Below are 26,985 nucleotides of genomic sequence, written 5' to 3'. Positions count from 1 at the left end.
TTATTTGTTGTGTTTGTGGTTATTTGCTTTTTCAAAGGCTTTTAAGGCTGTCTTGCACTCACTGTCTTTAGCAAGGTCGATAGGCTTTTTGCCTTTAATGGTTTTCTCATTGATGTTGATGTCTTCCGCGGTCAGTAACGCATCCACGGCGTCTTTGCGACCGTCATTGGCAGCCATGTGGAGAGGTGTATGGCCAGAGTCATTCTTCTCATTGACCTTGATGTGCTGCATTAACAACTTGATGACGTTTACATCAGCGTGTTGGACAGCCGTGTGGAGAGCCGTCCTGCCATGTCCACTCTTTGCATTGGCCTCGATGCCAGCTTCTATTAACAGCTTGACGATTTTTATATTAGCGTGCATGGCTGCTAAGTGGAGAGCCGTACAGTAATCCCAGTTTTCATTCGTAAAGTAATGAAGACACCCCTTATTGACATTGATGCCGGCAGCCAGTAACAACTTGACGGCCGCTACATCATTTTTTATGACAGCTATGTGGAGAGCCGACTGGTTCAATTCACCAGTGATATCGAGATTCACCCCATCGGTATGAATCAGCTTTTCCAGGCTTTCGATATGGCCCATGGCAGCGGCGATATGCAGTGGTGTTCTGCCGTTCTTATCGGTAGCGTTGATGTTTACCAGGGCAATGAAGGTCGGGTCATCCAGACATTCCATAGAATTTTCACGGGCAGCAGTATGCAGTAAGGAAGTCATATCTGCTCCCTTCGTCAGCAGAATGTTCTTTAACTCTTCGTTTTTCTCCAGAACAGCGTAGAACAAGGCACGGTTAAAGTCTTTCGCCCCCTCATTGATCAAGACTAAAAGGGAATCCCTATGCCCCATTTTGGCGGCAGCGCACAGGGCACTATCATAATTTCTTGCTCCCAAATTGATGAGGGGTTTAAGGCACTGCACTACTCCCTGCGCGGCGGCAGCAAACAGGGCACCGTTAAGGCCTTTCTTTTCAGCTCCCAATTCTTTCAGGGGTTTAAGGATCATCGCTTGTCCTTGCTTGGCGGCTTCGCGCAGGGCACCGTCAAAATCTTTAGCTCCCAATTTTTTCAGGGGGGTGAGGCACTGCACTTGCCCTCGCCCGGCGGCAGCACGCAGGGCATCGTCAAGGTTGTTTGCTCCTGCTTTGACCAGGGTGTCAAGGTACTGCGTTTGCCCCTGCTTGGCGGCTGTGAGCAGGGTGTCATTGAGGAAGGGTTGGTCGGGTAGAGTACTGGTACTGATAAGGTGTCTGAGGAGGTCAACATTGTCCTCTCGGGCAGCGATGTGCAGGGATGTCTCCCCATGGGGATTGTCATTATTTAGTACCATGGTTACATAATCAGGTGATTCGTCATCAGCGACGTCGCTCCTGCCCGGAGCAATCAATGGCAGTGCCGGTTGCCCGCTTGCACATTCCCGTTGGTCAAGACTTATTGACACCTGCTGTGCATCGTAAGGCTGTTCGGTGATGCGGGTGCAAGAGGTTTCGGACAGTAAACGCCCAGCAAGCTGCCCTGTGCCAGAATCGTTATCATTTTCAACAATACCATGATTTTTGAAGGCATTGGCTGCGTCGGCCGTGGCACGATCTAACGTGTTGCTATTCATCGCTTTACTCTACTTTAGGATTAAACTCTGTAGCTTCGACAACAAACAGCAGAGAAAATTCCTTAAAACAGAATTTTCCACGGTTTTTTTTGAATACGTAATTTGCAACAGAGGATTTTTTGTTGAAAAAAAACCGGGCTCAATCAAACAGGGAGGTCTTGCAGAGTGACTCTTCGCTTGGTAACAGTGACCGGGAAAAAATCAGATTAAAAATACTCATGACCGGCTATGACGATCATGAGTATTTGGTTCCAGAAATAGTAATAATCCTGGATGAGATTTAACCTTTCATATTGCGTTAGTGTTTATTTGCTTTTAAAAAGTCTTTAAGTAGTTTCCTGCAATCATCGTCAGCATAATATTGAGCCTTTCGGCCTTTGTTATTTTTCGCTTTGACATCAATGCCAACAGCAGCGTCCAGGAATATCTCGACGATTTCTGTATGACCTCTCATAGCAGCTATGTGGAGAGCTGTATTGCCATCGTCATCCTTTTGATTGACCTTGATGTCTTTAATGGCCAGTAATTGTCTGACGGCGTCTGGAATATTCCTGTTGGCAGCAACATGGAGAGGTGTCCAGCCCCCTTTACCCCTCTGATTTACTACCGCGATGTCGCTGGTTTTCAGTAATTCCTCCATGACGATCTTACCGTCGGCTTCATCGTAATTGAAGAGAGTATAGTGGAGAGCGGTACAGGGAATTTTATCCTTCACATTGACATCGATGTTGTCAGCTTTCAGTAACATCATGGCGGTGTCTGTACGATTATTATAGACAGCAAAGTGGAGAGCCGTATTGCCGTATTCATCAGTGAAATTGATATTCACTCCACCGGTTTTAAGCAGCTTTTCCAAGCTTTTGGTATAGCCCAGTTCGGCGGTGATATGCAGTGGTGTTCTGCCATACTTATTGGGAGTATTGATGTAAGCCGAGATGAACTGGTCATTCAGCCGTTCCACAGAATCTTTCACGGCAGCAGTGCGCAATACAGTAGTAATATCCGCTCCGTTGTTAATCAGAGCGTCCCGGAACTCATCGTTTTCTTTCAGGACAGCGAAATACAAAGCATCGTTAAGGTTAAGTTTTTTCCCTCCCTCTTTGATCAAGAGTTGCAGGGACTTGCTTTGCCCCTGTTCGACGGCAGCGCACAGAGCACCATTGAGATCATTTGCTCCCTGATTGATCAGGGGTTTGAGGCACTGGGTTTGTCCATGCCTTGCGGCTTCGCACAGGGCCATGTTAAGGACTTCTACTTTATCGGTACTGATCAGTGGGTGGAGGCAATGTGCTTGCCCCTGTGCGGCGGCAGCAAGCAGGGCATCGTCAAGGTTTTTTGCTCCCGCTTTGATCAGGATTTCAAGGCAATGATTTTGCCCCGATTTGACGGCTTCTTTCAGGGCGTTATTAAGGGTAGATTGGAAGGGTCGATTGCTGATCAGGCGTTGAAGACGTTCAGCATTGCCCTCCCGGGCAGTGTTGACCATGCCTTCACTGAATTCGTCGTTCTTTTTCAGTATTTGCAATACATTGGTGCTGCGTTGCCGTTCAGCAGTGTGCAGGGGTGTCTCACCAGGGTTGTTGGTTTTTTGATCAGTTGATTTGCCGTCAATGACGCTGCTACTGCCCGGATCAATCGGCAGTGCTGGTTGCTTGTCTGCACATCCGCGTTGGTTAAGACTGATTAACTTCTGCTGTCCATCGCCAGGCTCTTTGGAAATGCATTTCTGGGGGGCAGCGGTTTTGACCAGTGAATGCCCATTAAATTTTCCTTCGTTATCCTCATCATTACCACCGACTTCCAGGTTGAACCTGACGGTAGGCACCTTGCTCATATCAACATTATTCATTACTTTGCCCTACTTTAGGATTTAAGACTGTGGTTTTGACAACGAGCAGAAGGGAAAAATTCCACAAACAGAATTTTTTTTTGCACTTTTTTTTTGAATACGCAATTTTTAATAGAGAATCATTTGGTGAAAAAAACCAAGTTCAGGTAGTTCAAGTCTTGCAGAGCAACTATCTGCTTAGCGCCTTTTTGCCGTAAAAATCACCGGGTCAGGCATGAACCGGCCCGTAATGTGTTTTTTCTTTCAGAGTTTGTGCACTGGAAATGGCTGCCTGCTGTCATTATTCTTATCCTCAATTTTGTCCCGGAGGTATAAAAATACCCGCAATAATATGTACAATCGTGCAAACTTTGATAACTATAAATGGCTTATTTACCAAAGTTTGAGTGGTTATAAAACGAGTACAAACGTGCAGAAAAAAGTGAGCAATATAATACTGATTAATGTGACTGGCCGGGACCAGCCGGGACTCACCTCATACATAACCTCTATTATGGCCAACTACGGTCTGGAAATTCTGGATATTGGTCAATCGGTCATCCACGATACCCTGACCTGGGGCATTCTTGTCCGTCTGCCAGACCAGGCTTCTGGTCAGGGTGATTCCGCTGCTGTTGCCAACAGAATGCTAAAAGATCTTCTGTTCCATTTTCATGAAAGTGACTTGCAGTTCAGCTATCAACCGGTATCTGAAGAAGACTACGAGCACTGGGTCTCTGAGCAAGGCAGAAATCGTTATATATTGACGCTGTTATCCCGTAATGTCACCGCAGAGCAAATCGCCAGAGTCTCTGGTATTACCGCCGCTCATGGACTGAACATTGACCATATTGCCCGGCTTTCCGGTCGACGGTCGCTGCGCAATGATAACAAGCGGGATAAAAAAAAACAGCCGTCGTTCATCATGCCTGGAGTTTTCGGTTCGGGGTACGGCTCCTGATCAGGAAAAACTAAGGGCTGACTTTCTCAATCTTACCGCTGACCTGGACGCTGATGTGGCGTTTCAGGAAGACAGTATTTATCGGCGTAACCGTCGGCTGGTTGTCTTTGATATGGATTCCACCCTGATCGAAGCGGAGGTTATTGACCTTCTTGCAGAGGCCGCTGGTGTGGGTGAGCAGGTGGCAATGATTACTGAGAGAGCCATGCAGGGTGAGCTGGATTTTAATGACAGCTTTCGTGAGCGCCTGGCCATGTTGAGGGGGCTGGATGAGTCTGTGCTGGGGGATATTGCCAGACAGCTGCCGTTAACCGAAGGTGCAGAAACGTTGATTCGTACCCTCCGTTCACTGGGCTATCGCACGGCTATTCTATCCGGTGGGTTTACCTATTTCGCCCGCTATCTTCAGGAAAAACTGGGGATAGACTATATCCACGCCAATGAACTGGACATGGTTGATGGCAAGGTTACCGGCCTGGTGAAAGGCGACATTGTCAATGGTGAGCGAAAAGCCACACTGCTGAAGCAGATTGCCGCTGAAGAGGGCATTTCCCTGAATCAGGTTATTGCGGTGGGGGATGGTGCCAATGATCTGCCAATGCTCAGCGTGGCCGGGCTGGGAATTGCCTTTCGGGCCAAGCCGATGGTGAAACAAAGTGCCCGGCAGTCAATTTCCACCCTGGGGCTGGACAGTATTCTGTATCTGTTGGGCTTTAGTGAGAAAGATCTGGAGTCGCTTGGTCATTGTCCCTGAATAACTTACTTTTTTTGCCATGGAGACGGAGGCACGGAGAACAGAAAAATCTTTTCCTCCGTGACTCTGTGACTCTGTGACTCTGTGACTCCGTGGCAAAGTTTTTTCTTGACTGGATAGTATCGGAAATGTGGAAGTTATTTCAGGATTATTACTTAATACCCTCTGACTGAGAAAAGGTGTTCGCGATGGATGAGTGGATAAGCTGGCAGGATCATTGCCCGTACTGTGGAGAGCCCATCGAACTGCTGTTGGATGCGGGTTTTACCGAGACGGATGAATCATTGCTTTACACTGAAGATTGTCAGGTGTGCTGTCGCCCCATCGTTGTGACGCTGGCCATCGACGAAGACGGTAACCATTATTGTCAATTAACGACAGAGTCTGGCTATTGAGATGAAAATGAACATCCTAATGACATGGAGCAGGCAAGCGTCAGCTGCTTTGGTCATGGCTACCGTCGCTTTTATCAGCAGCGTCAGTGCCAGTGAAGCGAAAACCACTACCTGGCAAACAATAGTGGAACAATCAAAAGGGCAGACGGTGTATTTCAATGCCTGGGGGGGGAAGTGAACAGATCAATGATTACCTTGACTGGACTGCTGAGCAAGTAGATAAACGCTACGATATTACACTGAAACATGTCAAAGTCAGTGATATAGCAAATGTCGTTAGTCGTGTACTTGCGGAAAAAGCAGCCGGACGAAACAGTAATGGTACCGTTGATCTGGTATGGATTAATGGTGAAAACTTTCGTTCCATGAAGCAAAACGGCCTGTTGTTTGGCCCTTTTGTCCAGGACTTACCCTCGTTTAAGGGAGTGAACCCGCAAGAGAACCCCTCCACGGTGCTCGACTTTGGTGAGCCCGTTGATGGCCTTGAAGCGCCCTGGGGAATGGCACAACTGGTGTTTATTTATGACACCGATACGTTTTCCCGAAAAGAAACAGTCCCGCCAGCCAATGCCTCAGAACTGCTTGAGTTTGCCAGAAAGCATAAAGGGCGTGTGACGTACCCCTTGCCCCCCGATTTTGTCGGTACGACGTTTCTGAAGCAGTTGTTGAGTGAGTTGACGCCAGATCCCGGTGCGCTGTTAAAGCCCGTTTCTGAGGCTGATTTCGCTGCGGTAACCTCCCCTTTATGGCGATATCTTGATGAACTTCACCCTTTATTGTGGCGAGAAGGCGAGACGTTTCCAGCCAACAATCTGGCGCTGACGCCCATGCTGGACGACGGTGAAATTTTACTCTCCATGACCTTTAATCCCGCCTATGCCAGCTCTGCTATTGCCAACGGGGAGCTGCCAGACACGGTGAGAACATACGTCCATGATGCGGGTACTCTGGGAAACACCCATTTTCTGGCGATTCCTTTCAACAGTGATTCCACCGGGGCAGCACAGGTCGTCATTAATTTTCTGCTATCACCGGAGGCACAGGCACACAAAGCGAATCCGGATGTCTGGGGCGACCCTACGGTGCTCAGCATGAGCCAGTTAAAGGGTACTGAACGCAAACGCTTTACGAGTTTCCCCCTGGGACCGGCAACCCTGTCGCCTGAAGCGTTAGGTAAAGTGCTTCCGGAACCTCACAGCTCCTGGGTCGCTGAACTTGAGGTTGCCTGGAAGGCAAGATACCGCCAGTGAGTTTATTGATAAAGTGTGAGTGGGTATCGGTCAGGTCTGTTTCACGGTTACTTGCTTTAGGGTTGGTGGCTCTGTTTTTATTCCCGGTCCTGGCCGGGTTGGGCAGTATTATGCTTCCTGCCTTTGGGTATATGCCGGTCCTGGGGTTTGACACATTCAGCCTGTCTTCCTGGCAAATGCTGCTGGAAACACCTGCGCTGATCGAGATGCTATTGCTCAGTCTCTGGACTTCTGTTCTATCCACGTTGTTATCACTGTTCCTTGCTTTTGGTGTGCTCTGTTGCACCTGGGGCACGCCCCTTTGGCATAAGGTTCAGCGGTGGTTGGCACCCTTGATGGCGGTGCCCCATGTGGCACTGGCTTTTGGGGTTATGTTTGTGTTGATGCCCAGTGGTTTGCTGGCCCGGCTTATGGCTGTTTTTGCCGGGTGGAGTTTTCCTCCTGACTGGCAGACGATCCAGGATCAATACGGCATCAGCCTGATACTGCTTCTGATTATTAAAGAAACCCCTTTTTTGCTGTTTATGATGGCGGCGTCTGTCGTGCAGTTGCCCGTCGCGGATACGCTGAAACTGGGAGGCAGCCTGGGATATCAGCCAGCTGTTATCTGGCTTAAATTGATCTGGCCGCGTCTCTACCCGATGATTCGTCTGCCGGTGTATACCGTATTGGCGTTCGCCATCTCTGTGGTGGATGTGGCACTGGTGATTGGCCCTGCAAACCCTCCGACATTTGCCGTACAGATTTTTCAGTGGATAAATGATCCGGATTTGAGCAAAAGCCTGCTTGCCGCATCGGGCAGTGTGCTTTTATTGCTGCTGGTGGCCTCTGTTATTGGTGCTTTTCACCTGACGGAATGGACCATGAACAAACGGCTCAGACACTGGTTGATCAATGGGCACCGTGGTCGGTTCAGTGGTCTCTGGCTGTCGTTCAGCAGGAAAGCCTGGCAGGGTTTGGTGATGCTGTTTCTGTCAGGCGGGGCTGCTCTGCTGATCTGGTCTTTTGTTTGGCGCTGGCGATTCCCTTCTCTCTGGCCAGACTGGTCTTTGCGAAGCTGGCAGCGCGCCTGGGAGGGTATCAGTGAGCCCATTGTGAACTCCCTGCTGATCGGCGTGACCGCCACGTTAGCGGCCAACATTATCTCGGTTATTTTGCTGGAGCTGAATGATCTCCAGCGACAAAACAGTGAATCAGCCGGAAAGTGGCTGCCCCTGCTGACCAGGGGGGCTATGTATATTCCGTTGCTTTTGCCGCAAATGACTTTTCTGTTTGGTGTTCAACTGCTTCTGCTGCAATGGGGAGCAGAGGGTCACTGGTTGACGGTTACCGGACTGCATTTGCTGTTCGTATTGCCTTACTGCTTTCTGAGTTTGTCAGGCCCCTGGCAGCACTATGATCAGCGTCACAGTCTTCAGGGACTGTTATTATCCGGGTCCTGGCTGAAGACCTTTTTGCGGGTGAAGCTGGGCATACTCTGGCGTTCCGGTGATGGCCAGTCTGGCGTTGGGCTTTGCGGTGAGTATTGCCCAATATCTGCCAACCCTGTTTGCCAGTGCTGGCCGGGTGGAGACAGTGACAACCGAGGCCGTCAGTCTGGTTTCCGGCGGAAATCGACGTTTGGTTGGCGTCTACGGGCTTGTTCAAATGCTCCTGCCTTTCATTGTTTATGCCATGGCTTTTTTCCTGAGCTATTGGACAATCAGACATGGACGTTTTGCCAGGAGACTCAATTCTTGAGCCTGATTCTTGATCAAATTGATATTACGCTGAATGGCCAGAAGCTGTTGGATAACATCTGTTGTTGCGTGGACGACGGTGAAGTGCTTTCGGTATTGGGTCCCAGTGGTTGCGGTAAAAGCAGTTTGTTAAATCTGATTTGCGGGACGCTGCCAAACAGCTTTGGTTATTCAGGACAAGTGATTCTGGACGGGGTAGTGCTGAATAACCTGCCGCCCTGTAAACGACAGGTAGGCCTGCAGTTTCAGGATCATCTGTTGTTTCCCCATATGACGGTGGGTGAGAACCTGGCCTTTGCGCTGCCTGCGCACTACCGGAAATCCCAGCGCCGGGAAAGAGCAGAGCAGGCACTGGCTGACTGCGGAATGTCGGGCTTTTTCGAGCTGAATCCAGCCATGCTGTCCGGTGGCCAAAAAGCAAGAATCAGCCTGATGCGAACGTTGTTATCCGAACCCAAAGCCCTGCTGCTGGATGAGCCTTTTTCCAAGTTGGATGCAACACTGAGAAGCAGCTTTCGGCACTTCGTCTTTCAACAGATTCAGAGCCGAAGCATTCCTGCGCTTATGGTGACCCATGATGAACAGGATATTCCTGATAAAGGCTTATTGCTTAGGCTCTGATCATTGATTTTGAACCGGGTAAAAATAGATCGGTATTGGCAAAGAAATCAGAGGTGTCAGAGCCCGGGGGAAGCTCAGGGTAAGGTGATCTGAGAATCAGAGCCATACTATTGTCGGTGTCGGTTAAATGGACTGCGTGCTCGAACTGGGTTGCATCCATTATGTAAAAATGGCCGGGTTTATTCGATTCAATGGTGGTCAGCTGATCATTGTTTCGTATGGTTAACGTTCGTTGACCGGCCAGATTAATACAAGCCACCAGCTGGCCTACCTTGCCCTTATCCACATGCCAGCCAAGACAGTGATTCGATGGTAGCATGGCGTTGTTTTCAGGGTTTTCAGATCGACGACAATAAAAATTAATAGACGTCAGGCGCAGGGCATTCTGGCCAAAATAGCGTTTAATGGCAGGGTTGAGGGCGTGGAGATGATTGACCAGATGAATAATGGTGGCATGGCTGGCAGGCAATATTGTGCGGTCCGGTTCTTCTACTGGCATCGGGATTGCCCATGAGCGTACAAGCCCGGCATCACCATGACACATGAACGTGGCTTGTGTACTCGGTAGTTTTGCCAGATAGGATTCCCACTTGGGAACGAGACTGTATGTAGCATTGCCTTGTCGAGCTATTACTTCGTGGTATGGCAAGCCCATGGCCTCTATATCACGATTAATGCCTGCGATTAATCCCGGGTCAATATAGCCGGTCATGATCGTTTGCTGGGAACCGCGAATATTAGGTGCATCAATTTTCTGGCATTTATAGGCAGCACGGCGCCCTTTGTTGAGAATTACGGGGCTGATTTCTTTTCCGTTGGTCTCCGGAAGGGGTAACTGAAGTAATCTGGCCGGCAAGGGTCGTAACGAAATGGTTCTCTGTTTATTCTCTGGGGCAGTCGCTTTAGTGGCTGGGTTATCCATTGTGGATAAGCAAGACTGGCCGGGTTTGTCCTGGTTATTATTCTTTCTTATCTTTTTCCCCTTGAGGAACGCATCGGACAAAGGATGCGCAGAACCAAAGGTCTCAGTGCCTGTATGAGGCCTTTTGTGAGAACGAAGAATCATAAAGAGCAAAATCCGTAATATTTTTATTCGAACGATTAATATAGAAGAACGGTCAGAAATTGCTTAACTAACCCGGATATTTCATAAACTGCCCCGAATCTCGCGCGGGATTTTGTCGCTCTAATCCGGGTTAAACCAGACAGGACCGTTACACATCCTGCCTGTCATTTATTTTTGTCAGCCAAAGTCAAAGTCCATCGCTTCCATTGGCCCCTGAATATAGTACCCCTGCGCGTAATCAACGCCCATTCGCCACAAGTGTGCCAGTGTTCGGGTACTTTCTACCTTTGGCACAATACTGCGAATATTATGTTCTTTGAGGATATCCAGCATTTTGATGATGTTCTCATCACTGTTTTCATCCAGTTTGCTGGTGAAGCTGCCGTCCAGGCGCACAAACTGGATATCAAGGTGCTTCAGTATCTTCATGGAACGAGAGTCACCCTGAAATCGGGTAATGGCCAGCTGGCAGCCAATATTGTGAATAGCTTCAGCAAAATCCACAATGCGTTTCAGCTGCTGCAGCACGATGGACTCTGGCAGTTGCAGGACAATACTGTCAGGCGGCAACTCTGTTGCTTTCAACAGGCCGGAAAGATACTGGGCTAACTCGGTTCCCTGGATGGACAGGTGACTCAGGTGAATCAGCAACCGAACGCTTTGTCCCTGTTTATGAACCTGTGCCAACTGGCGTACGCATTGACGAAGCACCCAGCGATCAATATGCGGCATCAGGCTGGAGGATTCTGCCGCCGCCATAAACGTGCCGGCTTCAACCACTTCACCCTGGTGAGAGTGCAGGCGCAGGAAGACTTCATACTGTTTTTCTTCGGAACCGGTAATGTTGATGACTGGCTGGAACAGCAGACGGAATGAGTCCTGGGACAGCGCCTGACGAATCATGGCCTGTACATCGCCATCCCTGGCTTTTTCATCGAGTTCTTCCGTTTTGGAGTAGCGGCAAAGACGTTCGGCATTTTTAATGGCGCGCTGGCAGGCACTTTCTGCATTATTTAACAGTATGGTGATGTCTTGTTTATGCTCTTTAACCGCAAAACCGATACTGACTGTCGCTGTGAGCGTTTCATCGTCACTGCCGAACAGGTGCTCATCAATGGCGCTTTGCAAGGTGATGAGGCGCTTATGGGTGTCATCCGGATTACCTGCTGTTTCAACCAGCAGAAAGCTGTCATCGGTATAATGGCAGATAGCGGCAGCGGGGAAGAGTTCCTCAGCCATCCGCACAATGGATCCCTGTATGGAGATAATGCCATCGATACTGGCTTCTTGTTGTAAATTCTGAAAGTCATCCAGCTGTATCCAGGCCAGTGTGGCCTCTGTTGCTGCTGTGACCGCAGATGCGGCTTGCTCAAGAAACTGTTCTTTCGTTTCTGCACTGGCCTTATGGTTCACCGGCTGGCTGAGTACGGGAACCATTACCGGTAACAGAATCAGCTGGATGCAGGGTTCATCATCGTATTGCGCAGCGGATAAGCGAAGGCTGACCGGGGTGCTGTGGCCATCGGTATGAACCAGCTCACATTCAACCTGGTCAATTGTTTGGTTGGTCCCAAACTGCTTCAACATCTGTCTGATCTCAGCTTGATGTTGTGCGGCGATCATATCGATCAGGGGAATGCCCGCCAGATCATCGGCATGGTCGTAGCCCGTGAGCTGAAGATACGCAGCATTGGCATCCACATGCATGCCATCGTGAATATAGGCGATGGCTTCAGAGGCATTGGCCAGTAACAGTTGGCAACGTTTGTTGGACTCATTCAGCTCCTGACGGACATTGCTGAGGTTTCGCCGGTCTTCCAGGCTGGTGAGCTCACGGAGAACGGCGTGCAGTATATGCTCTTCATGGGCACTGGGTATCGCGTCTCTGGCTCCGGCAGATAGCCAGGTAGAAGTACGCTGAGGATTGTATTCCGGCAGGGTGACAATAACCGGAATATCCTTCTGGTGTTTTTCAATGATGGTCAGTACCTGCTGTGCATTAAGCCTGGTGGTTTCTTCAGCGCTGAGTACGACATCCCATGGCTGCTCTGACAGGGCTTCTTCCATGGTTTCGATGGAAGCGATATGTTGCACCCGGGGAGGCAGGCCCGCATTGCGAAACAACTTTACCCAGCGTTCCACATCGTCTGGGGAGTCTTCCAGGGCAAGCAAGCGTAGAGTTTGTCGGCGGTAATTCATGGGAGATTGATCACTATTATTTTGAATGAGGCAGCTCTTACGTCAGCAGATGCTCCCTGAAACGGTATGAGCCTGTTTCAACATCTTACGACAAGCGCAATTCAAAGGTATAGAGTGCCTCCACGGAATTGTGACCGGCACCGGGAACTTTGCAAGGCCGCTTCCCGCTTCCCGCAAAAGCACAAGCGCCCTGTCTTTTTCGGGCAGCGGGTGGCGGGAAGCGGGCAGCGCTTATTGAAATGTCGAAGTTATTAAAAAGATCCTAAGCTTTTACCCAAACAGCTTGAATTGGTACTGGCTCCAGGTTGGCGTTGTATTCATGCAGCTCATAAGTTGACCTTTCAGCAGGGTGTCATTCTGAATCAACTCGAACTTGGTTCCCTCCCTGGCGGAGAGATTTGGTATGACCAGAGAGGGCTGGTTGGGGTCGGTTAACATCAGTGATCTCTGGAAGCGGCTGGCTGCCTGAGTTTTGTGTATCAGGGATATGGCCACTGGTTCTACTGATGGGCTGATGAGAGTGACACCAAAAGTCACTTCATTCTGCGCTGAGATTCCCAGCCAGCGCACACTGTAAAGGGCCCAGGGTGACACTTTATCCAGGCGGATGCCAATAAGTTCACCGGCATGAAACTGTTTGGGTAACGTGCTGTTGATTTTCAGGCAGAACCCGGTGTTGCTGGTATTAATGATCTCGGCTGGCAAGACAGAGAGGTGGTTATTACACGGGGTCTCTGCCGTATTAAAGGTAATTCGCTCACCAGCTGAAGGGCTGTTTTGTTTATCTCTGATTTCAGCGTCATGGGCCTGTGACCAGACATCATCAGATGCCTCTGAGAAGCTACTTTTGCCAGCAGCATCAGAATGAGCGGCAATGATATCCTCAAATCGTCGCTTACCTGAGAGATGATAATGAAGCGCGGTAAATCCAAAGCAGGTTTCACATGGGTTCGAAGCAGCTCTGCGCGGACTGGATCGCTTTTGGATCGGTCCCCAGCTTGATATGAGATGTTGGATCAATTCCGTTGGCAACACGTTTGCCGCTTTTGGGTTTTCTTTTATTTTTGTCAGGTGCGCGGTCAGTACCCGGATATTCAGACCAATCACGCCGGGGTGCGCTTTATCAGGCTCTGGTAACGCATATTCAAGGCCTCCGTCACCGTTGAGACGCACTGAAAAATAGGTTTTCAGGCCAGACTCGGGCTGAATTTTGCCGTGGCTGATCCAGAGGCTTAACATTTGCCAGACCTGCTGGATTTCACCGGGTGACAATTGATCGGTATTACTGCGTGACAGCATCAGGGCTCGTTTATAGAGGCTTTCCAGCGACATGGGGCTGGATTTGGGGTCATAAGGATCTTCCTGTTGGAAGCCCTGATGATTATGGCGTGCGGCAAGCTGGTATAACGTATGCAGTTCAAGCCACAGGCGTTCAGGTGCAGGGCGATAAAGCAGGCAATGGAATAAATACGCTGCCGTACTCTCCGAAATAGCCCGATGCAACGCGGCTGCCAGTATGCTGGCATGCTCTTTATTATCCAGACAGCACTGAACCACGGCTTTATAGACGTTTGCCAAGCCCATATACAGGCGTTTGCACAGATCAAACCAGCTTTGCTGGCTTGATGCAAAAGTAATGTATCGCTGCAGATGTCGTTGATAACTATTGGCGGCGGTTGACCGGGAAGGTGACCGGAGGGCTTCTGCAAGGGCAAATAGCTCATCAGGGCGGGCGTCAAGCCTGCTCAGTTCATCCAGAGCGTTAACCAGAAGTTCTCCACTTTGCTGATGATCCGTGAGAGGCAGTCCTTTCAGCCACTGTTCCAGCTTATTGCTGTTTGGCGCTGTCCCGTCAGGACAAAATGAAAGAGAATTGAGGCTACGGCTGGGTAGCTCCAGGTGAGGAGTGTTTGCAGATTCCATTCTTTAATTCCAATAGCGGGGCTCTGACATCCTGTCAGTAACGGTTCTTGATCAATCTTTTTATTGAAAAGTGTCAGAGTATCCATGTTTTGCCGGGTTTGCCAGGAATCTCTCGAACCAGTCTGGGCACCAGGTAGCCCGGACAGTGAGCCATAACCTCTTGTATCAGACGAGTCGCTGTAACGTCCGGCACATCAAAATGCGCGGCACCGTGCACCGGGTCTAACAGGTGCAGGTAGTAAGGGAGTACGCCTGCTCTAAACAGCGTTTCGCCAAGCTGAATAAGCGCTGAAGCACTATCATTAACGCCTTTAAGCAACACGGCCTGGTTCAATAATGTTACGCCCGCCTGTTTGAGTCGGAACGTGGCTTCACGAACGCTATCATCAATCTCGTTGGCATGGTTGGCATGAATCACCATCACAGGTTGCAGGCGCTGTCTGGCAAACCAGTTGATCAGTTCATCGGTGACCCGGTCAGGAATCACCACAGGCAAACGGGTATGAATGCGCAGTGTGGCCACATGTTCAATAGCGTTCAGCTCGGCAGCAATGTTCGCCAACCGGCGGTCGTTGTTGGCCAATGGGTCTCCGCCACTGAGAATCACCTCCTTTATGCTGTTATCCGCGCGAATGTACTCTATGGCCTTGTGCCAGCTGTCCCGGTCCAGTCGATTATCCTGGTACGGGAAATGGCGGCGAAAACAGAAGCGGCAGTTCACCGCACAGGCCCCACCGACGATCAGCAACAGCCTGCCATGGTATTTATGGATCACCCCATCGGTTGGGTTCTGCGACTGCTCTGCCAGCGGATCCAGGCCATAACCCTCAATGTGTTGACACTCTTCGCCAACAGGCAGAACCTGCCTCAACAACGGGTCGTCAGGGTTCCCCGGCACCATTCGCTGGATATAGGCATGGGGTACTCTCAGTGGAAATTCCTGACAGGCTTTCAATGCCGGTGATAATAGCCCCGGACTCAGCTGCAGCATGGCCAGCAACTGCTCCGGGGAGGTGATGGCCCCTGCCAGTTGCGTCTGCCAGCAGCCGAAATCGCTGATTGTCTGCGTACTTATCTGCGCCCTCGACTGCACACTGAGCTCCGAACGGGTTATCATAGGGGTTTTTGATCTCCTGGTAAGGTCCAATGGCTAGTTATAGTACCAATGAGTTTCGTTCAGGTCTTAAAGTAATGCTCGAGGGCGATCCCTGCTCGATCATTGAGAACGAATTTGTAAAACCTGGCAAAGGTCAGGCATTCAACCGGGTTAAATTCCGTAACCTGATGTCCGGTCGCGTCTGGGAACGTACGTTCAAATCCGGCGAAAGCCTGGAAGCGGCAGACGTTATGGACCTGGATATGGAATACCTCTACACCGACGGTGAATTCTGGCACTTCATGATGACTGATGGTTCCTACGAACAGCATGCAGCCAGCCGTGAAGCCGTGGGTGACACCATCGATTGGCTCAAAGAGCAGGGAGTATACTCGGTTACTCTTTATAATGGTTCCCCTCTTTCGGTTTCTGCACCTAATTTTGTCGAACTCCAGGTGGTGGAAACCGATCCGGGCCTGAAGGGCGATACCGCCCAGGGCGGCTCCAAGCCAGCCAAGCTGAGCACCGGCGCGGTGGTTAAGGTGCCGCTGTTTATTGTTGAGGGTGAAGTCCTCAAAATTGATACCCGTACCGGCGAATATGTTGGTCGTGTGAAGTAATTGATCTCTTTTGCGGGGCGGCTTTTCTGCCGCCTTGCCCTGCTTTTTTTGAAGCTATTCTGTGCCCACCACAGTGGTTACAATCCGTGCCCTTTCCGTAATCGTTTCATCCCCGCCGGGCATGAAAAGTTCATGCTGATGTCCGTAATGATCAAGGCAGTATGAAGACCTTCTTCAGTAACCTGCTGACCTGGCTGGTACCAAAGAATGACAATGGTACCCAGAGTATCGACGTAGCCAGCAATATTGAAAAAGGGTATGCGTTCCGTTTTGACGGTAGCCAAATGAAAGGCCAGATCTACGACTTCGTCGTGAATAAAAGCTATCGCCTGGATAATCTGACCTCTATCTCCAAAGGTGGCTTTGCGGGCCTTGATGCCAGAAGTACTCTGATGCTGTTGCGGCAATCCTTTGAGATCACCATTCACAATAATGATCAGGACTACGCATCACTGGTGGTATCGAGGTGACCAACAATATTCTTGCTCTCTAAATGTAGGAACAGCGTGCGGCTCTGCCGCAGATGGATCGAATTAGCAGTGATCTGCAAAAGGTGAAGCTGTGGCTGAGGACCACTTCGATATCAGCAAATGGTATCCAGAGGGTAATCAGCCTGCCGTATTTGGTAATGACCAGGGCTAGAATATGTACAAGCTGGCCCATCGCAAAGCCCGTGGCGACCAGGTGGGTGATGAATTGAATGGTAACGATGGTATCAATTACTGCTCTGCCAAAGACACCAGCCTGAGCTAGGGTGATCTGCTGATGAGCTGTCTGTCTTACCTGAGTAATTATGATCTGTCAGACTACTTCAGACAGTGGAATCCGTCCGAGTCCAAAGCGGACCTGCCCGATGGCTCAGCGGATTACAGCGGCGGCCTGACCGATAAGGGTTTCAGTACAGTTGCCAGTATGGGGCTTGCGAAACCTGGGAAATCACCGCTGACTTACACCAGAATCAGCGAGTAAAGCTTAGATGCTTTCCCCTGGTCAGCTAACTCCGGCTGACAGGCATTGAAAAACAACAAACCCTGCCATAGTTGGCAGGGTTTGTTGTATTCAGCCCTACAACTACCGGCAGTATTCCCTTACCTTAAATAATCAATATTACTCAGGAGCCACTTATGACCAATGACTTATGGCACCCATCGGCTTCCATGATGGCGCTCAAAGAACGAGCCCGATTGCTACGCAAGGCCCGGGCTTATTTTGATGCCCGGGGCGTCATGGAGGTGGAAACCCCGATGCTGTCCGGCAGCGCCACTGTGGATGTTTATATAGACAGCTTTGCCACAGAGTTCAGCCCCATTGGTCATGGCCAGTCACAGCTTTGCTACCTGCACACTTCGCCGGAGTTTGCCATGAAGCGGCTGCTGGCAGCGGGCAGTGGCGATATTTACTCGCTCGGGCGAGTCTTCAGAAATGGTGAAGCGGGAGGGCGGCATAATCCGGAGTTCACCATGTTGGAATGGTATCGCGTTGGTATGGATGACCGGCGGTTGATGGATGATGTTGCCGATTTGCTGAGCAGTGTCTGCAATTTCCGGGAGGTCCGGCGCTGCAGCTATGGGGAGCTATTTGCAGAGTACCTGGGAGTAAATCCATACATCGCATCGGATGAAGCGCTGAGCCAGCTGGTCAGGGATAAGGTGGATGCCAAACTTCAGGGGCTTGAAAGAAGTGACTGCCTGGACCTGCTGTTCTCAAAATTTATTGAGCCGAACCTGGGGGCCAAAGATTCAGAAGTGCTGGAAGGTTACTTTGTCTATGACTACCCGGCCACCATGTCAGCACTGGCCAGGTTATCCACCAATCGGGATGGACATCCGGTAGCTTCACGCTTTGAGCTGTTTGTGAACGGGGTCGAGCTGGCCAATGGCTATCATGAACTGCTGAATGCAGAGGAACAGAAACAACGCTTTGAACAAGAGCAGCAAAAGCGTCAGGAGCGAGGCTATGACATCTACCCCTACGATAAAAACATGGTGGCGGCACTGGCGCACGGAATGCCCGACTGTGCAGGCGTAGCGATAGGCATTGACCGGCTTCTTATGTTGATGCTCGGCACAGGCAATATTGCGGATGTGCTGGCATTTGATTTCAGCCGGGCATAATGAATGGTGCCGCAACCAGTGTGCAGCCGGTGATTCCCAAAAAGATGCACGGGTGAATGCATCAACCTGGAATAAAAATACTTGTCATTACATTTGGTTTGTGTAGAATGCGCCGCTCTTCCACGGGCAAACCTGAAACGGTCACCCACGGATCAGCAGGATGAATCATCATCGCTGACCAGGAAGTGCGGTTTGAAAATGGGTTGTTTGGATTGAATGAAAAACAACCGGTTGACAAATCAAACTGGCGCGGTAAGATGCGCCTCCGCTGACAGGGCTTGAGAGCAACGTTGGCGAGTTGGAAAGCTTCTTCTTCTTCTGAAAAACGAATGCTTGACAACGAAAGCCGCCACGGTAAGATAGGCGGCCTTGCTGATCGGCACTGACTGCTGAATCAGCGATTAAATCACCACGGTTTAATCAGTTCTTTAACAAGATATCAGACAATTCGTGTGGGCGCTTGTGCGATGGCATCGGTAACAAAGCTTCGGCTTTGAACACTTTAAGATGCTTAATTGATCAAGCGAACATACCTGTAAATTCATGTACGTTTAATTGTGACATTGAGCCGTTGTTTTGTTCTTCGGAATAAAATGGCAAAACGATTTAAACTGAAGAGTTTGATCATGGCTCAGATTGAACGCTGGCGGCAGGCCTAACACATGCAAGTCGAGCGGTAGCAGGAAGTGCTTGCACTTCGCTGACGAGCGGCGGACGGGTGCGTAACACGTAGGAATCTGCCTGGTAGTGGGGGATAGCCCGGAGAAATCCGGATTAATACCGCATACGCACTAGCTCTTCAAGAGCGGTGGAAAGGAGGGGACTCTTCGGAGCCTTTCGCTATCAGATGAGCCTGCGTCGGATTAGCTTGTTGGTGGGGTAAAGGCCTACCAAGGCGACGATCCGTAGCTGGTCTGAGAGGATGATCAGCCACACTGGGACTGAGACACGGCCCAGACTCCTACGGGAGGCAGCAGTGGGGAATATTGCACAATGGGCGAAAGCCTGATGCAGCCATGCCGCGTGTGTGAAGAAGGCCCTAGGGTTGTAAAGCACTTTCAGTGGGGAGGAAAGGTTAAAGGTTAATACCCTTCAGCTGTGACGTTACCCACAGAAGAAGCACCGGCTAACTCCGTGCCAGCAGCCGCGGTAATACGGAGGGTGCGAGCGTTAATCGGAATTACTGGGCGTAAAGCGTGCGTAGGCGGCCACCTAAGTTGGATGTGAAAGCCCCGGGCTCAACCTGGGAACTGCATCCAAAACTGGGTGGCTAGAGTACGGGAGAGGAGTGTGGAATTTCCTGTGTAGCGGTGAAATGCGTAGATATAGGAAGGAACACCAGTGGCGAAGGCGACACTCTGGCCTGATACTGACGCTGAGGTACGAAAGCGTGGGGAGCAAACAGGATTAGATACCCTGGTAGTCCACGCCGTAAACGATGTCTACTAGTTGTCGGTTGTCTTGTACGACGGGTAACGCAGCTAACGCGATAAGTAGACCGCCTGGGGAGTACGGCCGCAAGGTTAAAACTCAAATGAATTGACGGGGGCCCGCACAAGCGGTGGAGCATGTGGTTTAATTCGAAGCAACGCGAAGAACCTTACCTGGCCTTGACATCCTGCGAACTTTCTAGAGATAGAAGGGTGCCTTCGGGAACGCAGAGACAGGTGCTGCATGGCTGTCGTCAGCTCGTGTCGTGAGATGTTGGGTTAAGTCCCGCAACGAGCGCAACCCTTGTCCTCAGTTACCAGCACGTGATGGTGGGCACTCTGGGGAGACTGCCGGTGACAAACCGGAGGAAGGTGGGGGACGACGTCAAGTCATCATGGCCCTTACGGCCAGGGCTACACACGTGCTACAATGGTGCATACAGACGGTTGCCAAGCCGCGAGGTGGAGCTAATCTGAGAAAGTGCATCGTAGTCCGGATTGGAGTCTGCAACTCGACTCCATGAAGTCGGAATCGCTAGTAATCGTGAATCAGAATGTCACGGTGAATACGTTCCCGGGCCTTGTACACACCGCCCGTCACACCATGGGAGTGGGTTGCTCCAGAAGTAGTTAGTCTAACCGCAAGGAGGACGATTACCACGGAGTGATTCATGACTGGGGTGAAGTCGTAACAAGGTAGCCCTAGGGGAACCTGGGGCTGGATCACCTCCTTAAACGAAAACCGACGTCCATAAGCGTTCACACGAATTGTTTGATGATAAAACTGCATGCGCAGTTTTATTAGTCATTGTTCTTTAAAAATGTGGAATCCAAATTTAAGCTGAATTGATTTAAATAATTTAACTTCGGTTAAATCGTTTAAAGAAAATTCTTGCTGAGACACTCTCAAGTTAATTACCGAAAGGTAATAGCTAATGTGTATGGCGATGAATTTCGAAAGAAATTCATTTGATCGTTAAAGGTAGTTGTATTGACTGACCTCTAACGATTTACGAAGGTAAATCGTTTTGGGTTATATGGTCAAGTGACTAAGCGTACACGGTGGATGCCTTGGCAGTCAGAGGCGATGAAGGACGTGGTAATCTGCGATAAGTCTTGGGGAGCTGATAAACAAGCTGTGATCCAGGAATTTCCGAATGGGGAAACCCAACGGCATAAGCCGTTATTCCTTACCTGAATACATAGGGTCTGGAAGGCGAACCCGGGGAACTGAAACATCTAAGTACCCGGAGGAAAAGAAATCAATTGAGATTCCCCCAGTAGCGGCGAGCGAACGGGGAGCAGCCCTTAAGCAATTTATGAGTTAGTGGAACACTCTGGAAAGTGTGGCCATAGTGGGTGATAGCCCCGTACACGAAAGCTCATTTATTGTGAAATCGAGTAGGACGGGACACGTGAAATCCTGTCTGAACATGGGGGGACCATCCTCCAAGGCTAAATACTCCTGACTGACCGATAGTGAACCAGTACCGTGAGGGAAAGGCGAAAAGAACCCCGTTGAGGGGAGTGAAATAGAACCTGAATCCGTGTACGTACAAGCAGTGGGAGCCTACTTACTCTTTTTTAAGGGCAGAGGGGTGACTGCGTACCTTTTGTATAATGGGTCAGCGACTTACTTTCAGTGGCAAGGTTAACCGTTTAGGGGAGCCGTAGGGAAACCGAGTCTTAACAGGGCGCGTTCTTCGGAACAACAGTCGCTGGGAGTAGACCCGAAACCGGGCGATCTATCCATGGGCAGGTTGAAGGTTGAGTAACATCAACTGGAGGACCGAACCGACTATCGTTGAAAAGCTAGCGGATGACCTGTGGATAGGAGTGAAAGGCTAATCAAGCCCGGAGATAGCTGGTTCTCCTCGAAAGCTATTTAGGTAGCGCCTCGTGTCTCACCATCGGGGGTAGAGCACTGTTTGGGCTAGGGGGTCATCCCGACTTACCAACCCCATGCAAACTCCGAATACCGATGAGTGCAATCACGGGAGACACACGGCGGGTGCTAACGTCCGTCGTGGAAAGGGAAACAACCCAGACCGTCAGCTAAGGTCCCAAAGTTCTAGTTAAGTGGGAAACGATGTGAGAAGGCCCAGACAGCCAGGAGGTTGGCTTAGAAGCAGCCACCCTTTAAAGAAAGCGTAATAGCTCACTGGTCGAGTCGGCTCGCGCGGAAGATTTAACGGGGCTCAAACTAGACACCGAAGCTACGGATCTAGAGACTAGTTTCTAGAAACAAGTGACAAGAAAAAGAAGTACAGAGTTAATACTCAGCTTCTGTCTTTTAACTTGATACTTGTATCTAGAAACTAGTCTCTAGGTGGTAGAGGAGCGTTCTGTAAGCCGTTGAAGGTGCATCGGGAGGTGTGCTGGAGGTATCAGAAGTGCGAATGCTGACATGAGTAACGACAAGGGGAGTGAGAAGCTCCCCCGCCGGAAGACCAAGGGTTCCTGCGCAACGCTAATCGGCGCAGGGTGAGTCGGCCCCTAAGGTGAGGTCGAAAGACGTAATCGATGGGAAACAGGTCAATATTCCTGTACCCCTTTTGACTGCGATGGAGTGACGGAGAAGGCTAGGTCAGCGCAGCGTTGGTTGTCTGCGTTTAAGATCGTAGGCCGGGGATCCAGGCAAATCCGGATCCTCAAGGCCGAGAATTGATGACGAGGTTCTACGGAACTGAAGTGATTGATGCCATGCTTCCAGGAAAAACTTCTAAGCTTCAGGTCAGAAGGGACCGTACCCCAAACCGACACAGGTGGTCAGGTAGAGAATACCAAGGCGCTTGAGAGAACTCGGGTGAAGGAACTAGGCAAAATGGCACCGTAACTTCGGGAGAAGGTGCGCCGGCTTTGGTGATCGGACTTGCTCCGTAAGCTGAGGCTGGTCGAAGATACCAGGTGGCTGCGACTGTTTATTAAAAACACAGCACTGTGCAAACACGAAAGTGGACGTATACGGTGTGACGCCTGCCCGGTGCCGGAAGGTTAATTGATGGGGTTATCTCACCTCCAGATTGCTTTTGCTGCAAGGCAAATGATGGAGCGAGCGAAGGAGTTTACAAAAGAGTAAATGACTGAGCGAGCGGAATCATTTAACGCAGTCAGCAAGAGCAATGTGGTGGTGAGAGAAGCTCTTGATCGAAGCCCCGGTAAACGGCGGCCGTAACTATAACGGTCCTAAGGTAGCGAAATTCCTTGTCGGGTAAGTTCCGACCTGCACGAATGGCGTAACGATGGCCACGCTGTCTCCACCCGAGACTCAGTGAAATTGAAATCGCTGTTAAGATGCAGCGTATCCGCGGCTAGACGGAAAGACCCCGTGAACCTTTACTACAGCTTCACAGTGGATCTTGATGTTGCTTGTGTAGGATAGGTGGGAGGCTTTGAAGCGGTGACGCCAGTCATCGTGGAGCCATCCTTGAAATACCACCCTGGCAATATTGAGGTTCTAACCCGGGTCCCGAAACGGGATCGGGGACATTGTGTGGTGGGTAGTTTGACTGGGGCGGTCTCCTCCCAAAGAGTAACGGAGGAGCACGAAGGTGTGCTAAGTACGGTCGGACATCGTACGGTTAGTGTAAAGGCACAAGCACGCTTGACTGCGAGAGGTACATCTCGAGCAGGTACGAAAGTAGGTCTTAGTGATCCGGTGGTTCTGCATGGAAGGGCCATCGCTCAACGGATAAAAGGTACTCCGGGGATAACAGGCTGATACCGCCCAAGAGTTCACATCGACGGCGGTGTTTGGCACCTCGATGTCGGCTCATCACATCCTGGGGCTGAAGCCGGTCCCAAGGGTATGGCTGTTCGCCATTTAAAGTGGTACGCGAGCTGGGTTTAGAACGTCGTGAGACAGTTCGGTCCCTATCTGCCGTGGACGTTGGAAGTTTGAGAAGAGCTGCTCCTAGTACGAGAGGACCGGAGTGGACGGACCACTGGTGTTCGGGTTGTGTCGCCAGACGCATTGCCCGGTAGCTATGTTCGGACGGGATAACCGCTGAAAGCATCTAAGCGGGAAGCCCCCTTCAAGATGAGACTTCCCTGACTCCCAGAGAGTCCTGAAGAGCCGTTAAAGACTATGACGTTGATAGGTTGGGTGTGTAAGTGCTGTGAGGCATTGAGCTAACCAATACTAATGACTCGTGCGGCTTGACCATATAACGCCAAAGCGATTTAAAAGACAGTGGGCAGTCGACAGTAACCAGTCGGCAGTCAACCGCCATACGCAAAGAGTGTACAGCAAGAAAGCTTAATGAAGGATTCCAGAGTGAGTAGAAGTCAACTGGCGACTGCCAACTGCAAACTGCCCACTCAAAAAAGTTTAGCCTGGCGACCATAGAAGGTTAGAACCACCTGATCCCATCCCGAACTCAGCAGTGAAATGACCGATCGCCGATGGTAGTGTGGGGTCTCCCCATGTGAGAGTAGGTCATCGCCAGGCACCATTTTTACCTTGAGTCCGCTCAAGGTTGCAAACCCCGATAGAGTGATCTGTCGGGGTTTTTGCATTGTAGCGAAAGAATATCACTCGGCATCAACTGCCCGAAGAAGGTGACCAAAGTAGCCGCCGGTATCACCGCCTGCCCAGCATTCAATGTTCTCATCTTGGCAGGAGGGTAGGTACTCCTGGCATAAAGTGCTGGGTGTTGTATATACAGGGCTGATATCCATATCTAGATACCCTTCGGGATGAAAAATGCGTCCTTTGTACTGCCCTTCCATAGAGACAAAGCCTTTTACGTAAATGTCTTCTTCTACGGGGTAAGATGGCATTTTCATGTCATGTGAATAACAGGCAATAAAGCCATTGATGTCTCCTTCTTCTGCCTGGATTACTGGTATTAACAAGCCGTACAACTTTATGTTCCCCGTTTTCCATGGTTGAGCAGGTTCCGCAAAGCTGAAAAAGCTAATACAGAGCAGTGTTGCAAAGAATATGCTTAAGTGTGTTTTTCTTGTCATGGGTATGATCCTCAATAGTTTGTTCAGGGAATTTGATAGGAAGATCGTACCTTTAGTTCCCTGCAAAGGTGATAACAGGCCGGTCAGTGGTGCTGACACAATCATGTCGGTTTGCAGTGATTTGGTTATTTCAAATATGCTGCATTCACATAATTTTGTGATGGACAGGCAGTATATTGATGATAAGAACCGCCAAACCAGATGATTGTGCCCAGATAGCGGATATCTACAACACCTATGTTTTGCACAGTACGGTTACTTTTGAAGTAAATCCTGTGACCCCTGAAGAGATCGGGAAAAGGCTGGAGAAAGCACACTGTTTTCTGGTCTATGAACAAGAGGGTGAGGTACTCGGCTATGCCTATGCTGCCCATTATCATGCTCGGGCCGCCTATCGGTATACGGCGGAAGGTTCCATATATTTGCGCGATGGTGCTGGTGGACGTGGCATGGGTACCTTGTTGTATCAGGCGTTATTCAGTGCGGCAAAAGCGTTGGGGATTCGGGAAATGATTGGTGTGATTGCCCTGCCCAATCAGCGCAGCGAGGCATTGCATCAGAAACTGGGGTATAGAAAGGTGGGAGTGATGGAGCGCTGCGGTGTTAAGTTTGATCAGGTTATTGATACATCCATCTGGCAGCGTTCATTACTAGAAGAGCATGGGTGAGTAGTTGTGCAGCAGATTAATACCTGTTGCACCGTGTTATTCTCAGGCTGATTCAATCCGTGGAAATGGTCAAGTGTGGCAGGGAATTATCGTCCCCTTCCTGATGACCATGCATCTTTATGAGCAGGCGCATGTTATTGGAGGAGTCAGCATGCTGGATAGCTTGTTGAGCGGTGATTTTTCCAGCCTCAAACAGCTTGAATATGGATTGGTCAATGGTTTGCATACCCGAGTCTTTGGAGCGCTCCATCAAGTCATGGATTTCATCCACTTTGCCCTTTTTGATGAGATCGGCCAGCGCCGGTGTATTTAACAGGATTTCATGGGAAGGATAGGCGGCCGTACCATCTTCAGAGCTGAGCAGCTGTTGCCCCAGGATTCCCTGCAAGCTCAGTGATAAATCCAGAAGAACCTCTTCATGTTGCTCCCGGGGGAAGAAGTGAATGATGCGTTCCAGCGCCTGATAGGCTGTGTTGGCATGCAGGGTTGCAATACAGAGGTGACCCGTTTGCACAAATTCAATGGTATGTTTCATCACCTCGGGGGTGCGGATCTCACCAATCACCACCAGGTCGGGTGCCTGACGCAGGGCGTTCGACAGACCTTCTTCATAAGATTGGGTGTCCAGTCCAACTTCTCGCTGGGTGACGATGCATTGTCTGTGGCTGTGGATAAATTCAACAGGGTCTTCAATGGTGATGATATGCCCTTTACCCGCAGTGTTGCGATGGTTCACCAGGGATGCCATCGCGGTTGTTTTACCGGCACCTGCTGGCCCGGTAATCAGGATCAAACCTCTTTCCTGAAGCATCAGGTCGCAGAAAATATCCGGCAGGCCAAGCTCCCGGGGGGAAGGAATATGGTGGTGAATGCGCCGGATCACCATTCCGGGTTCCCCTCTTTGGAAGAACGCACTGATGCGAAAACGACCGGACTCCGGGTTCTGTATCGCGTAATTGCTTTCACGGGTCGCACAGAATTCTTTAAAGCGCTCTTCGCCCATCATGGTTGCAAAACTATGGTGGGCCTGCTCGCTGGTCAGCGAGGTGTTGGCTATCGGTACCAATTGATCATTGATTTTCAAACAGGGGGGGTAGCCGACCGTCAGAAACAGTTCTGAACCGTTACGATCAGCCAGCAGGGAGAGTGCTTTGTTAATATCCACGGTATAAGAGTGTCAGGTTGTTGAGACTCTTAATTTGTCGGCTCGCTCAGCTCTCTCTTAATGCTTTGCAGATGTCTTCTTCGATATCTTCCGGCTTGGTGGTGGGGGCATAGCGGTCAATGATCTCGCCCTTACGACCGACCAGGAACTTGGTAAAGTTCCATTTTATCTTCTGAGTACCCAGCAGTCCGGGCGCTTCGGATTTTAAATCTTTATAAAGTGGCGCGGCATGATCACCATTCACCTCAATTTTCTCAAACATCGGGAAGGTAACCCCGTAGTTCTTCTGACAGAAAGCACCAATCTCTTCGCTGTCTCCGGGTTCCTGGCGACCAAATTGATTACAGGGGAAGCCCAGGATGACCAGCCCCTGGTCCTTGTATTTGTTGTATAGCTCTTCAAGGGTTTGGTACTGGGGAGTGAAGCCACATTTACTGGCAGTATTGACGATTAAAATGACCTTGTTCTCATAGTCAGCGAGTTCTTTCATTTCCCCGCCAAGCATGGGCATTTTGTACTTCTGTAGTTCCATCGGTAGTGGCTCTTTTTCTGATTAGACCAATGCAGCGGGGTTGCCATC

General features: G+C 50.2%; 21 protein-coding genes and 3 rRNA genes. 14 read left to right on the top strand and 10 right to left on the bottom strand.

The genetic code is table 11. The features are described from left to right. Both O3276_RS13335 and O3276_RS13330 read right to left on the bottom strand, forming a co-directional pair. Positions 1-1,605, bottom strand: coding sequence for an ankyrin repeat domain-containing protein (locus tag O3276_RS13335; protein ID WP_269671788.1), 1,605 nt, complete (start codon positions 1,603-1,605; stop codon positions 1-3). A 298-nt stretch (positions 1,606-1,903) separates the two neighbouring features. Further along, positions 1,904-3,454 carry an ankyrin repeat domain-containing protein gene (locus O3276_RS13330; protein ID WP_269671787.1) on the bottom strand — a complete coding sequence of 517 codons (1,551 nt, stop codon included), beginning with the start codon at positions 3,452-3,454 and terminating at the stop codon, positions 1,904-1,906. 421 nt (positions 3,455-3,875) lie between these two features. Between O3276_RS13330 and O3276_RS25515 the strand changes: the two genes are divergently transcribed. The 6 genes from O3276_RS25515 to O3276_RS25510 all read left to right on the top strand — a co-directional run bounded on the left by O3276_RS25515 (position 3,876) and on the right by O3276_RS25510 (position 9,153). Continuing rightward, the gene (locus tag O3276_RS25515; protein WP_332328108.1) at positions 3,876-4,394 is read left to right on the top strand and encodes an ACT domain-containing protein; all 519 of its coding nucleotides are present in this window, start codon (positions 3,876-3,878) and stop codon (positions 4,392-4,394) included. Further along, positions 4,318-5,148 (top strand): phosphoserine phosphatase SerB, encoded by an 831-nt coding sequence (gene serB, locus O3276_RS13325; RefSeq protein WP_332328107.1) that lies wholly within the window; start codon positions 4,318-4,320, stop codon positions 5,146-5,148. The genes O3276_RS25515 and serB overlap by 77 nt, the downstream gene beginning before the upstream one ends. A gap of 188 nt (positions 5,149-5,336) precedes the next feature. Then, positions 5,337-5,543, top strand: coding sequence for a CPXCG motif-containing cysteine-rich protein (locus O3276_RS13320; RefSeq protein WP_269671786.1), 207 nt, complete (start codon positions 5,337-5,339; stop codon positions 5,541-5,543). Positions 5,544-5,550: 7 nt separating this feature from the next. Continuing rightward, positions 5,551-5,721: a hypothetical protein gene (locus O3276_RS13315; RefSeq protein WP_269671785.1), complete on the top strand. Its 171-nt coding sequence runs from the start codon at positions 5,551-5,553 to the stop codon at positions 5,719-5,721. After that, entirely contained in the window at positions 5,702-6,793 is a 1,092-nt protein-coding gene (locus O3276_RS13310; protein ID WP_269671784.1) for an ABC transporter substrate-binding protein, read from the top strand. Before O3276_RS13315 ends, O3276_RS13310 begins: the two co-directional genes overlap by 20 nt. 110 nt (positions 6,794-6,903) lie before the next feature. Next, positions 6,904-9,153 carry an ATP-binding cassette domain-containing protein gene (locus O3276_RS25510; RefSeq protein ID WP_332328106.1) on the top strand — a complete coding sequence of 750 codons (2,250 nt, stop codon included), beginning with the start codon at positions 6,904-6,906 and terminating at the stop codon, positions 9,151-9,153. On the opposite strand, the gene O3276_RS13300 is transcribed toward O3276_RS25510, so the two are convergent. From O3276_RS13300 to epmB, 4 genes are all read right to left on the bottom strand, one after another. Next, on the bottom strand, positions 9,143-9,865 hold the full coding sequence (locus O3276_RS13300; RefSeq protein ID WP_269671783.1) for a hypothetical protein: 723 nt from the start codon (positions 9,863-9,865) through the stop codon (positions 9,143-9,145). The genes O3276_RS25510 and O3276_RS13300 overlap by 11 nt on opposite strands. A 531-nt stretch (positions 9,866-10,396) precedes the next feature. Continuing rightward, a complete protein-coding gene (locus O3276_RS13295; protein ID WP_269671782.1) occupies positions 10,397-12,418 on the bottom strand; it encodes an EAL domain-containing response regulator in 2,022 nt (673 codons plus the stop codon). A gap of 270 nt (positions 12,419-12,688) precedes the next feature. Then, the gene (locus tag O3276_RS13290; RefSeq protein ID WP_269671781.1) at positions 12,689-14,341 is read right to left on the bottom strand and encodes a cyclic-di-GMP receptor FimW-related protein; all 1,653 of its coding nucleotides are present in this window, start codon (positions 14,339-14,341) and stop codon (positions 12,689-12,691) included. A 73-nt stretch (positions 14,342-14,414) separates the two neighbouring features. Further along, positions 14,415-15,458, bottom strand: a complete 1,044-nt coding sequence (gene epmB, locus O3276_RS13285) for an EF-P beta-lysylation protein EpmB (protein ID WP_269671780.1) — start codon at positions 15,456-15,458, stop codon at positions 14,415-14,417. Between the two features lie 29 nt (positions 15,459-15,487). On the opposite strand from epmB, the gene efp reads away from it, so the two are divergent. The 4 genes from efp (at position 15,488) to epmA (ending at position 18,171) form a co-directional block, all read left to right on the top strand. Continuing rightward, complete coding sequence (gene efp, locus O3276_RS13280; RefSeq protein WP_101745846.1) at positions 15,488-16,057, top strand: elongation factor P; 570 nt, start codon at positions 15,488-15,490, stop codon at positions 16,055-16,057. 161 nt (positions 16,058-16,218) lie between these two features. Continuing rightward, the gene (locus O3276_RS13275) at positions 16,219-16,527 is read left to right on the top strand and encodes a hypothetical protein (protein WP_269671779.1); all 309 of its coding nucleotides are present in this window, start codon (positions 16,219-16,221) and stop codon (positions 16,525-16,527) included. Between the two features lie 295 nt (positions 16,528-16,822). Further along, entirely contained in the window at positions 16,823-17,026 is a 204-nt protein-coding gene (locus tag O3276_RS13270; protein ID WP_269671778.1) for a hypothetical protein, read from the top strand. A 155-nt stretch (positions 17,027-17,181) separates the two neighbouring features. Then, positions 17,182-18,171, top strand: coding sequence for an EF-P lysine aminoacylase EpmA (gene epmA, locus O3276_RS13265; RefSeq protein ID WP_269671777.1), 990 nt, complete (start codon positions 17,182-17,184; stop codon positions 18,169-18,171). Positions 18,172-18,232: 61 nt separating this feature from the next. Here the strand turns inward: epmA and O3276_RS13260 are convergent, their stop codons facing one another. Further along, the gene (locus tag O3276_RS13260; RefSeq protein WP_269671776.1) at positions 18,233-18,511 is read right to left on the bottom strand and encodes a hypothetical protein; all 279 of its coding nucleotides are present in this window, start codon (positions 18,509-18,511) and stop codon (positions 18,233-18,235) included. Positions 18,512-18,779: 268 nt separating this feature from the next. Between O3276_RS13260 and O3276_RS13255 the strand changes: the two genes are divergently transcribed. From O3276_RS13255 to rrf, 3 genes are all read left to right on the top strand, one after another. Continuing rightward, a 16S ribosomal RNA gene (locus O3276_RS13255) occupies positions 18,780-20,335 on the top strand. Between the two features lie 305 nt (positions 20,336-20,640). After that, positions 20,641-23,767 (top strand): 23S ribosomal RNA (locus O3276_RS13250). 168 nt (positions 23,768-23,935) lie between these two features. Continuing rightward, positions 23,936-24,051 (top strand): 5S ribosomal RNA (gene rrf / locus O3276_RS13245). Together the 16S, 23S and 5S rRNA genes form the textbook arrangement of a ribosomal RNA operon. An 83-nt stretch (positions 24,052-24,134) precedes the next feature. On the opposite strand, the gene O3276_RS13240 is transcribed toward rrf, so the two are convergent. Then, positions 24,135-24,572 (bottom strand): hypothetical protein, encoded by a 438-nt coding sequence (locus O3276_RS13240; protein WP_269671775.1) that lies wholly within the window; start codon positions 24,570-24,572, stop codon positions 24,135-24,137. 179 nt (positions 24,573-24,751) lie between these two features. On the opposite strand from O3276_RS13240, the gene O3276_RS13235 reads away from it, so the two are divergent. Then, the gene (locus tag O3276_RS13235) at positions 24,752-25,240 is read left to right on the top strand and encodes a GNAT family N-acetyltransferase (RefSeq protein ID WP_269671774.1); all 489 of its coding nucleotides are present in this window, start codon (positions 24,752-24,754) and stop codon (positions 25,238-25,240) included. A gap of 52 nt (positions 25,241-25,292) precedes the next feature. Here O3276_RS13235 and O3276_RS13230 read toward each other — a convergent pair whose 3' ends face one another. Next, positions 25,293-26,405, bottom strand: coding sequence for a PilT/PilU family type 4a pilus ATPase (locus O3276_RS13230; RefSeq protein WP_269671773.1), 1,113 nt, complete (start codon positions 26,403-26,405; stop codon positions 25,293-25,295). Between the two features lie 46 nt (positions 26,406-26,451). Then, positions 26,452-26,937: a glutathione peroxidase gene (locus O3276_RS13225; protein ID WP_269671772.1), complete on the bottom strand. Its 486-nt coding sequence runs from the start codon at positions 26,935-26,937 to the stop codon at positions 26,452-26,454. Positions 26,938-26,985: the final 48 nt, after the last annotated feature.

Origin of the sequence: Endozoicomonas sp. GU-1, assembly GCF_027366395.1 — a bacterium.
Lineage (GTDB): Bacteria > Pseudomonadota > Gammaproteobacteria > Pseudomonadales > Endozoicomonadaceae > Endozoicomonas.
This window is presented reverse-complemented; position numbering and strand designations above follow the sequence as displayed.

What these genes read in the sequence shown, in the direction of transcription:
- O3276_RS13335 (WP_269671788.1), bottom strand. Translation starts at nt 1,605, where the DNA reads ATGAATAGCAACACGTTAGATCGTGCCACGGCCGACGCAGCCAATGCC.
- O3276_RS13330 (WP_269671787.1), bottom strand. Translation starts at nt 3,454, where the DNA reads ATGAATAATGTTGATATGAGCAAGGTGCCTACCGTCAGGTTCAACCTG.
- serB (WP_332328107.1), top strand. Translation starts at nt 4,318, where the DNA reads ATGATAACAAGCGGGATAAAAAAAAACAGCCGTCGTTCATCATGCCTG.
- O3276_RS13320 (WP_269671786.1), top strand. Translation starts at nt 5,337, where the DNA reads ATGGATGAGTGGATAAGCTGGCAGGATCATTGCCCGTACTGTGGAGAG.
- O3276_RS13315 (WP_269671785.1), top strand. Translation starts at nt 5,551, where the DNA reads ATGAACATCCTAATGACATGGAGCAGGCAAGCGTCAGCTGCTTTGGTC.
- O3276_RS13310 (WP_269671784.1), top strand. Translation starts at nt 5,702, where the DNA reads ATGCCTGGGGGGGGAAGTGAACAGATCAATGATTACCTTGACTGGACT.
- O3276_RS25510 (WP_332328106.1), top strand. Translation starts at nt 6,904, where the DNA reads ATGCTTCCTGCCTTTGGGTATATGCCGGTCCTGGGGTTTGACACATTC.
- O3276_RS13300 (WP_269671783.1), bottom strand. Translation starts at nt 9,865, where the DNA reads ATGACCGGCTATATTGACCCGGGATTAATCGCAGGCATTAATCGTGAT.
- O3276_RS13295 (WP_269671782.1), bottom strand. Translation starts at nt 12,418, where the DNA reads ATGAATTACCGCCGACAAACTCTACGCTTGCTTGCCCTGGAAGACTCC.
- O3276_RS13290 (WP_269671781.1), bottom strand. Translation starts at nt 14,341, where the DNA reads ATGGAATCTGCAAACACTCCTCACCTGGAGCTACCCAGCCGTAGCCTC.
- epmB (WP_269671780.1), bottom strand. Translation starts at nt 15,458, where the DNA reads ATGATAACCCGTTCGGAGCTCAGTGTGCAGTCGAGGGCGCAGATAAGT.
- efp (WP_101745846.1), top strand. Translation starts at nt 15,488, where the DNA reads ATGGCTAGTTATAGTACCAATGAGTTTCGTTCAGGTCTTAAAGTAATG.
- O3276_RS13275 (WP_269671779.1), top strand. Translation starts at nt 16,219, where the DNA reads ATGAAGACCTTCTTCAGTAACCTGCTGACCTGGCTGGTACCAAAGAAT.
- O3276_RS13270 (WP_269671778.1), top strand. Translation starts at nt 16,823, where the DNA reads ATGAGCTGTCTGTCTTACCTGAGTAATTATGATCTGTCAGACTACTTC.
- epmA (WP_269671777.1), top strand. Translation starts at nt 17,182, where the DNA reads ATGACCAATGACTTATGGCACCCATCGGCTTCCATGATGGCGCTCAAA.
- O3276_RS13240 (WP_269671775.1), bottom strand. Translation starts at nt 24,572, where the DNA reads ATGACAAGAAAAACACACTTAAGCATATTCTTTGCAACACTGCTCTGT.
- O3276_RS13235 (WP_269671774.1), top strand. Translation starts at nt 24,752, where the DNA reads ATGATAAGAACCGCCAAACCAGATGATTGTGCCCAGATAGCGGATATC.
- O3276_RS13225 (WP_269671772.1), bottom strand. Translation starts at nt 26,937, where the DNA reads ATGGAACTACAGAAGTACAAAATGCCCATGCTTGGCGGGGAAATGAAA.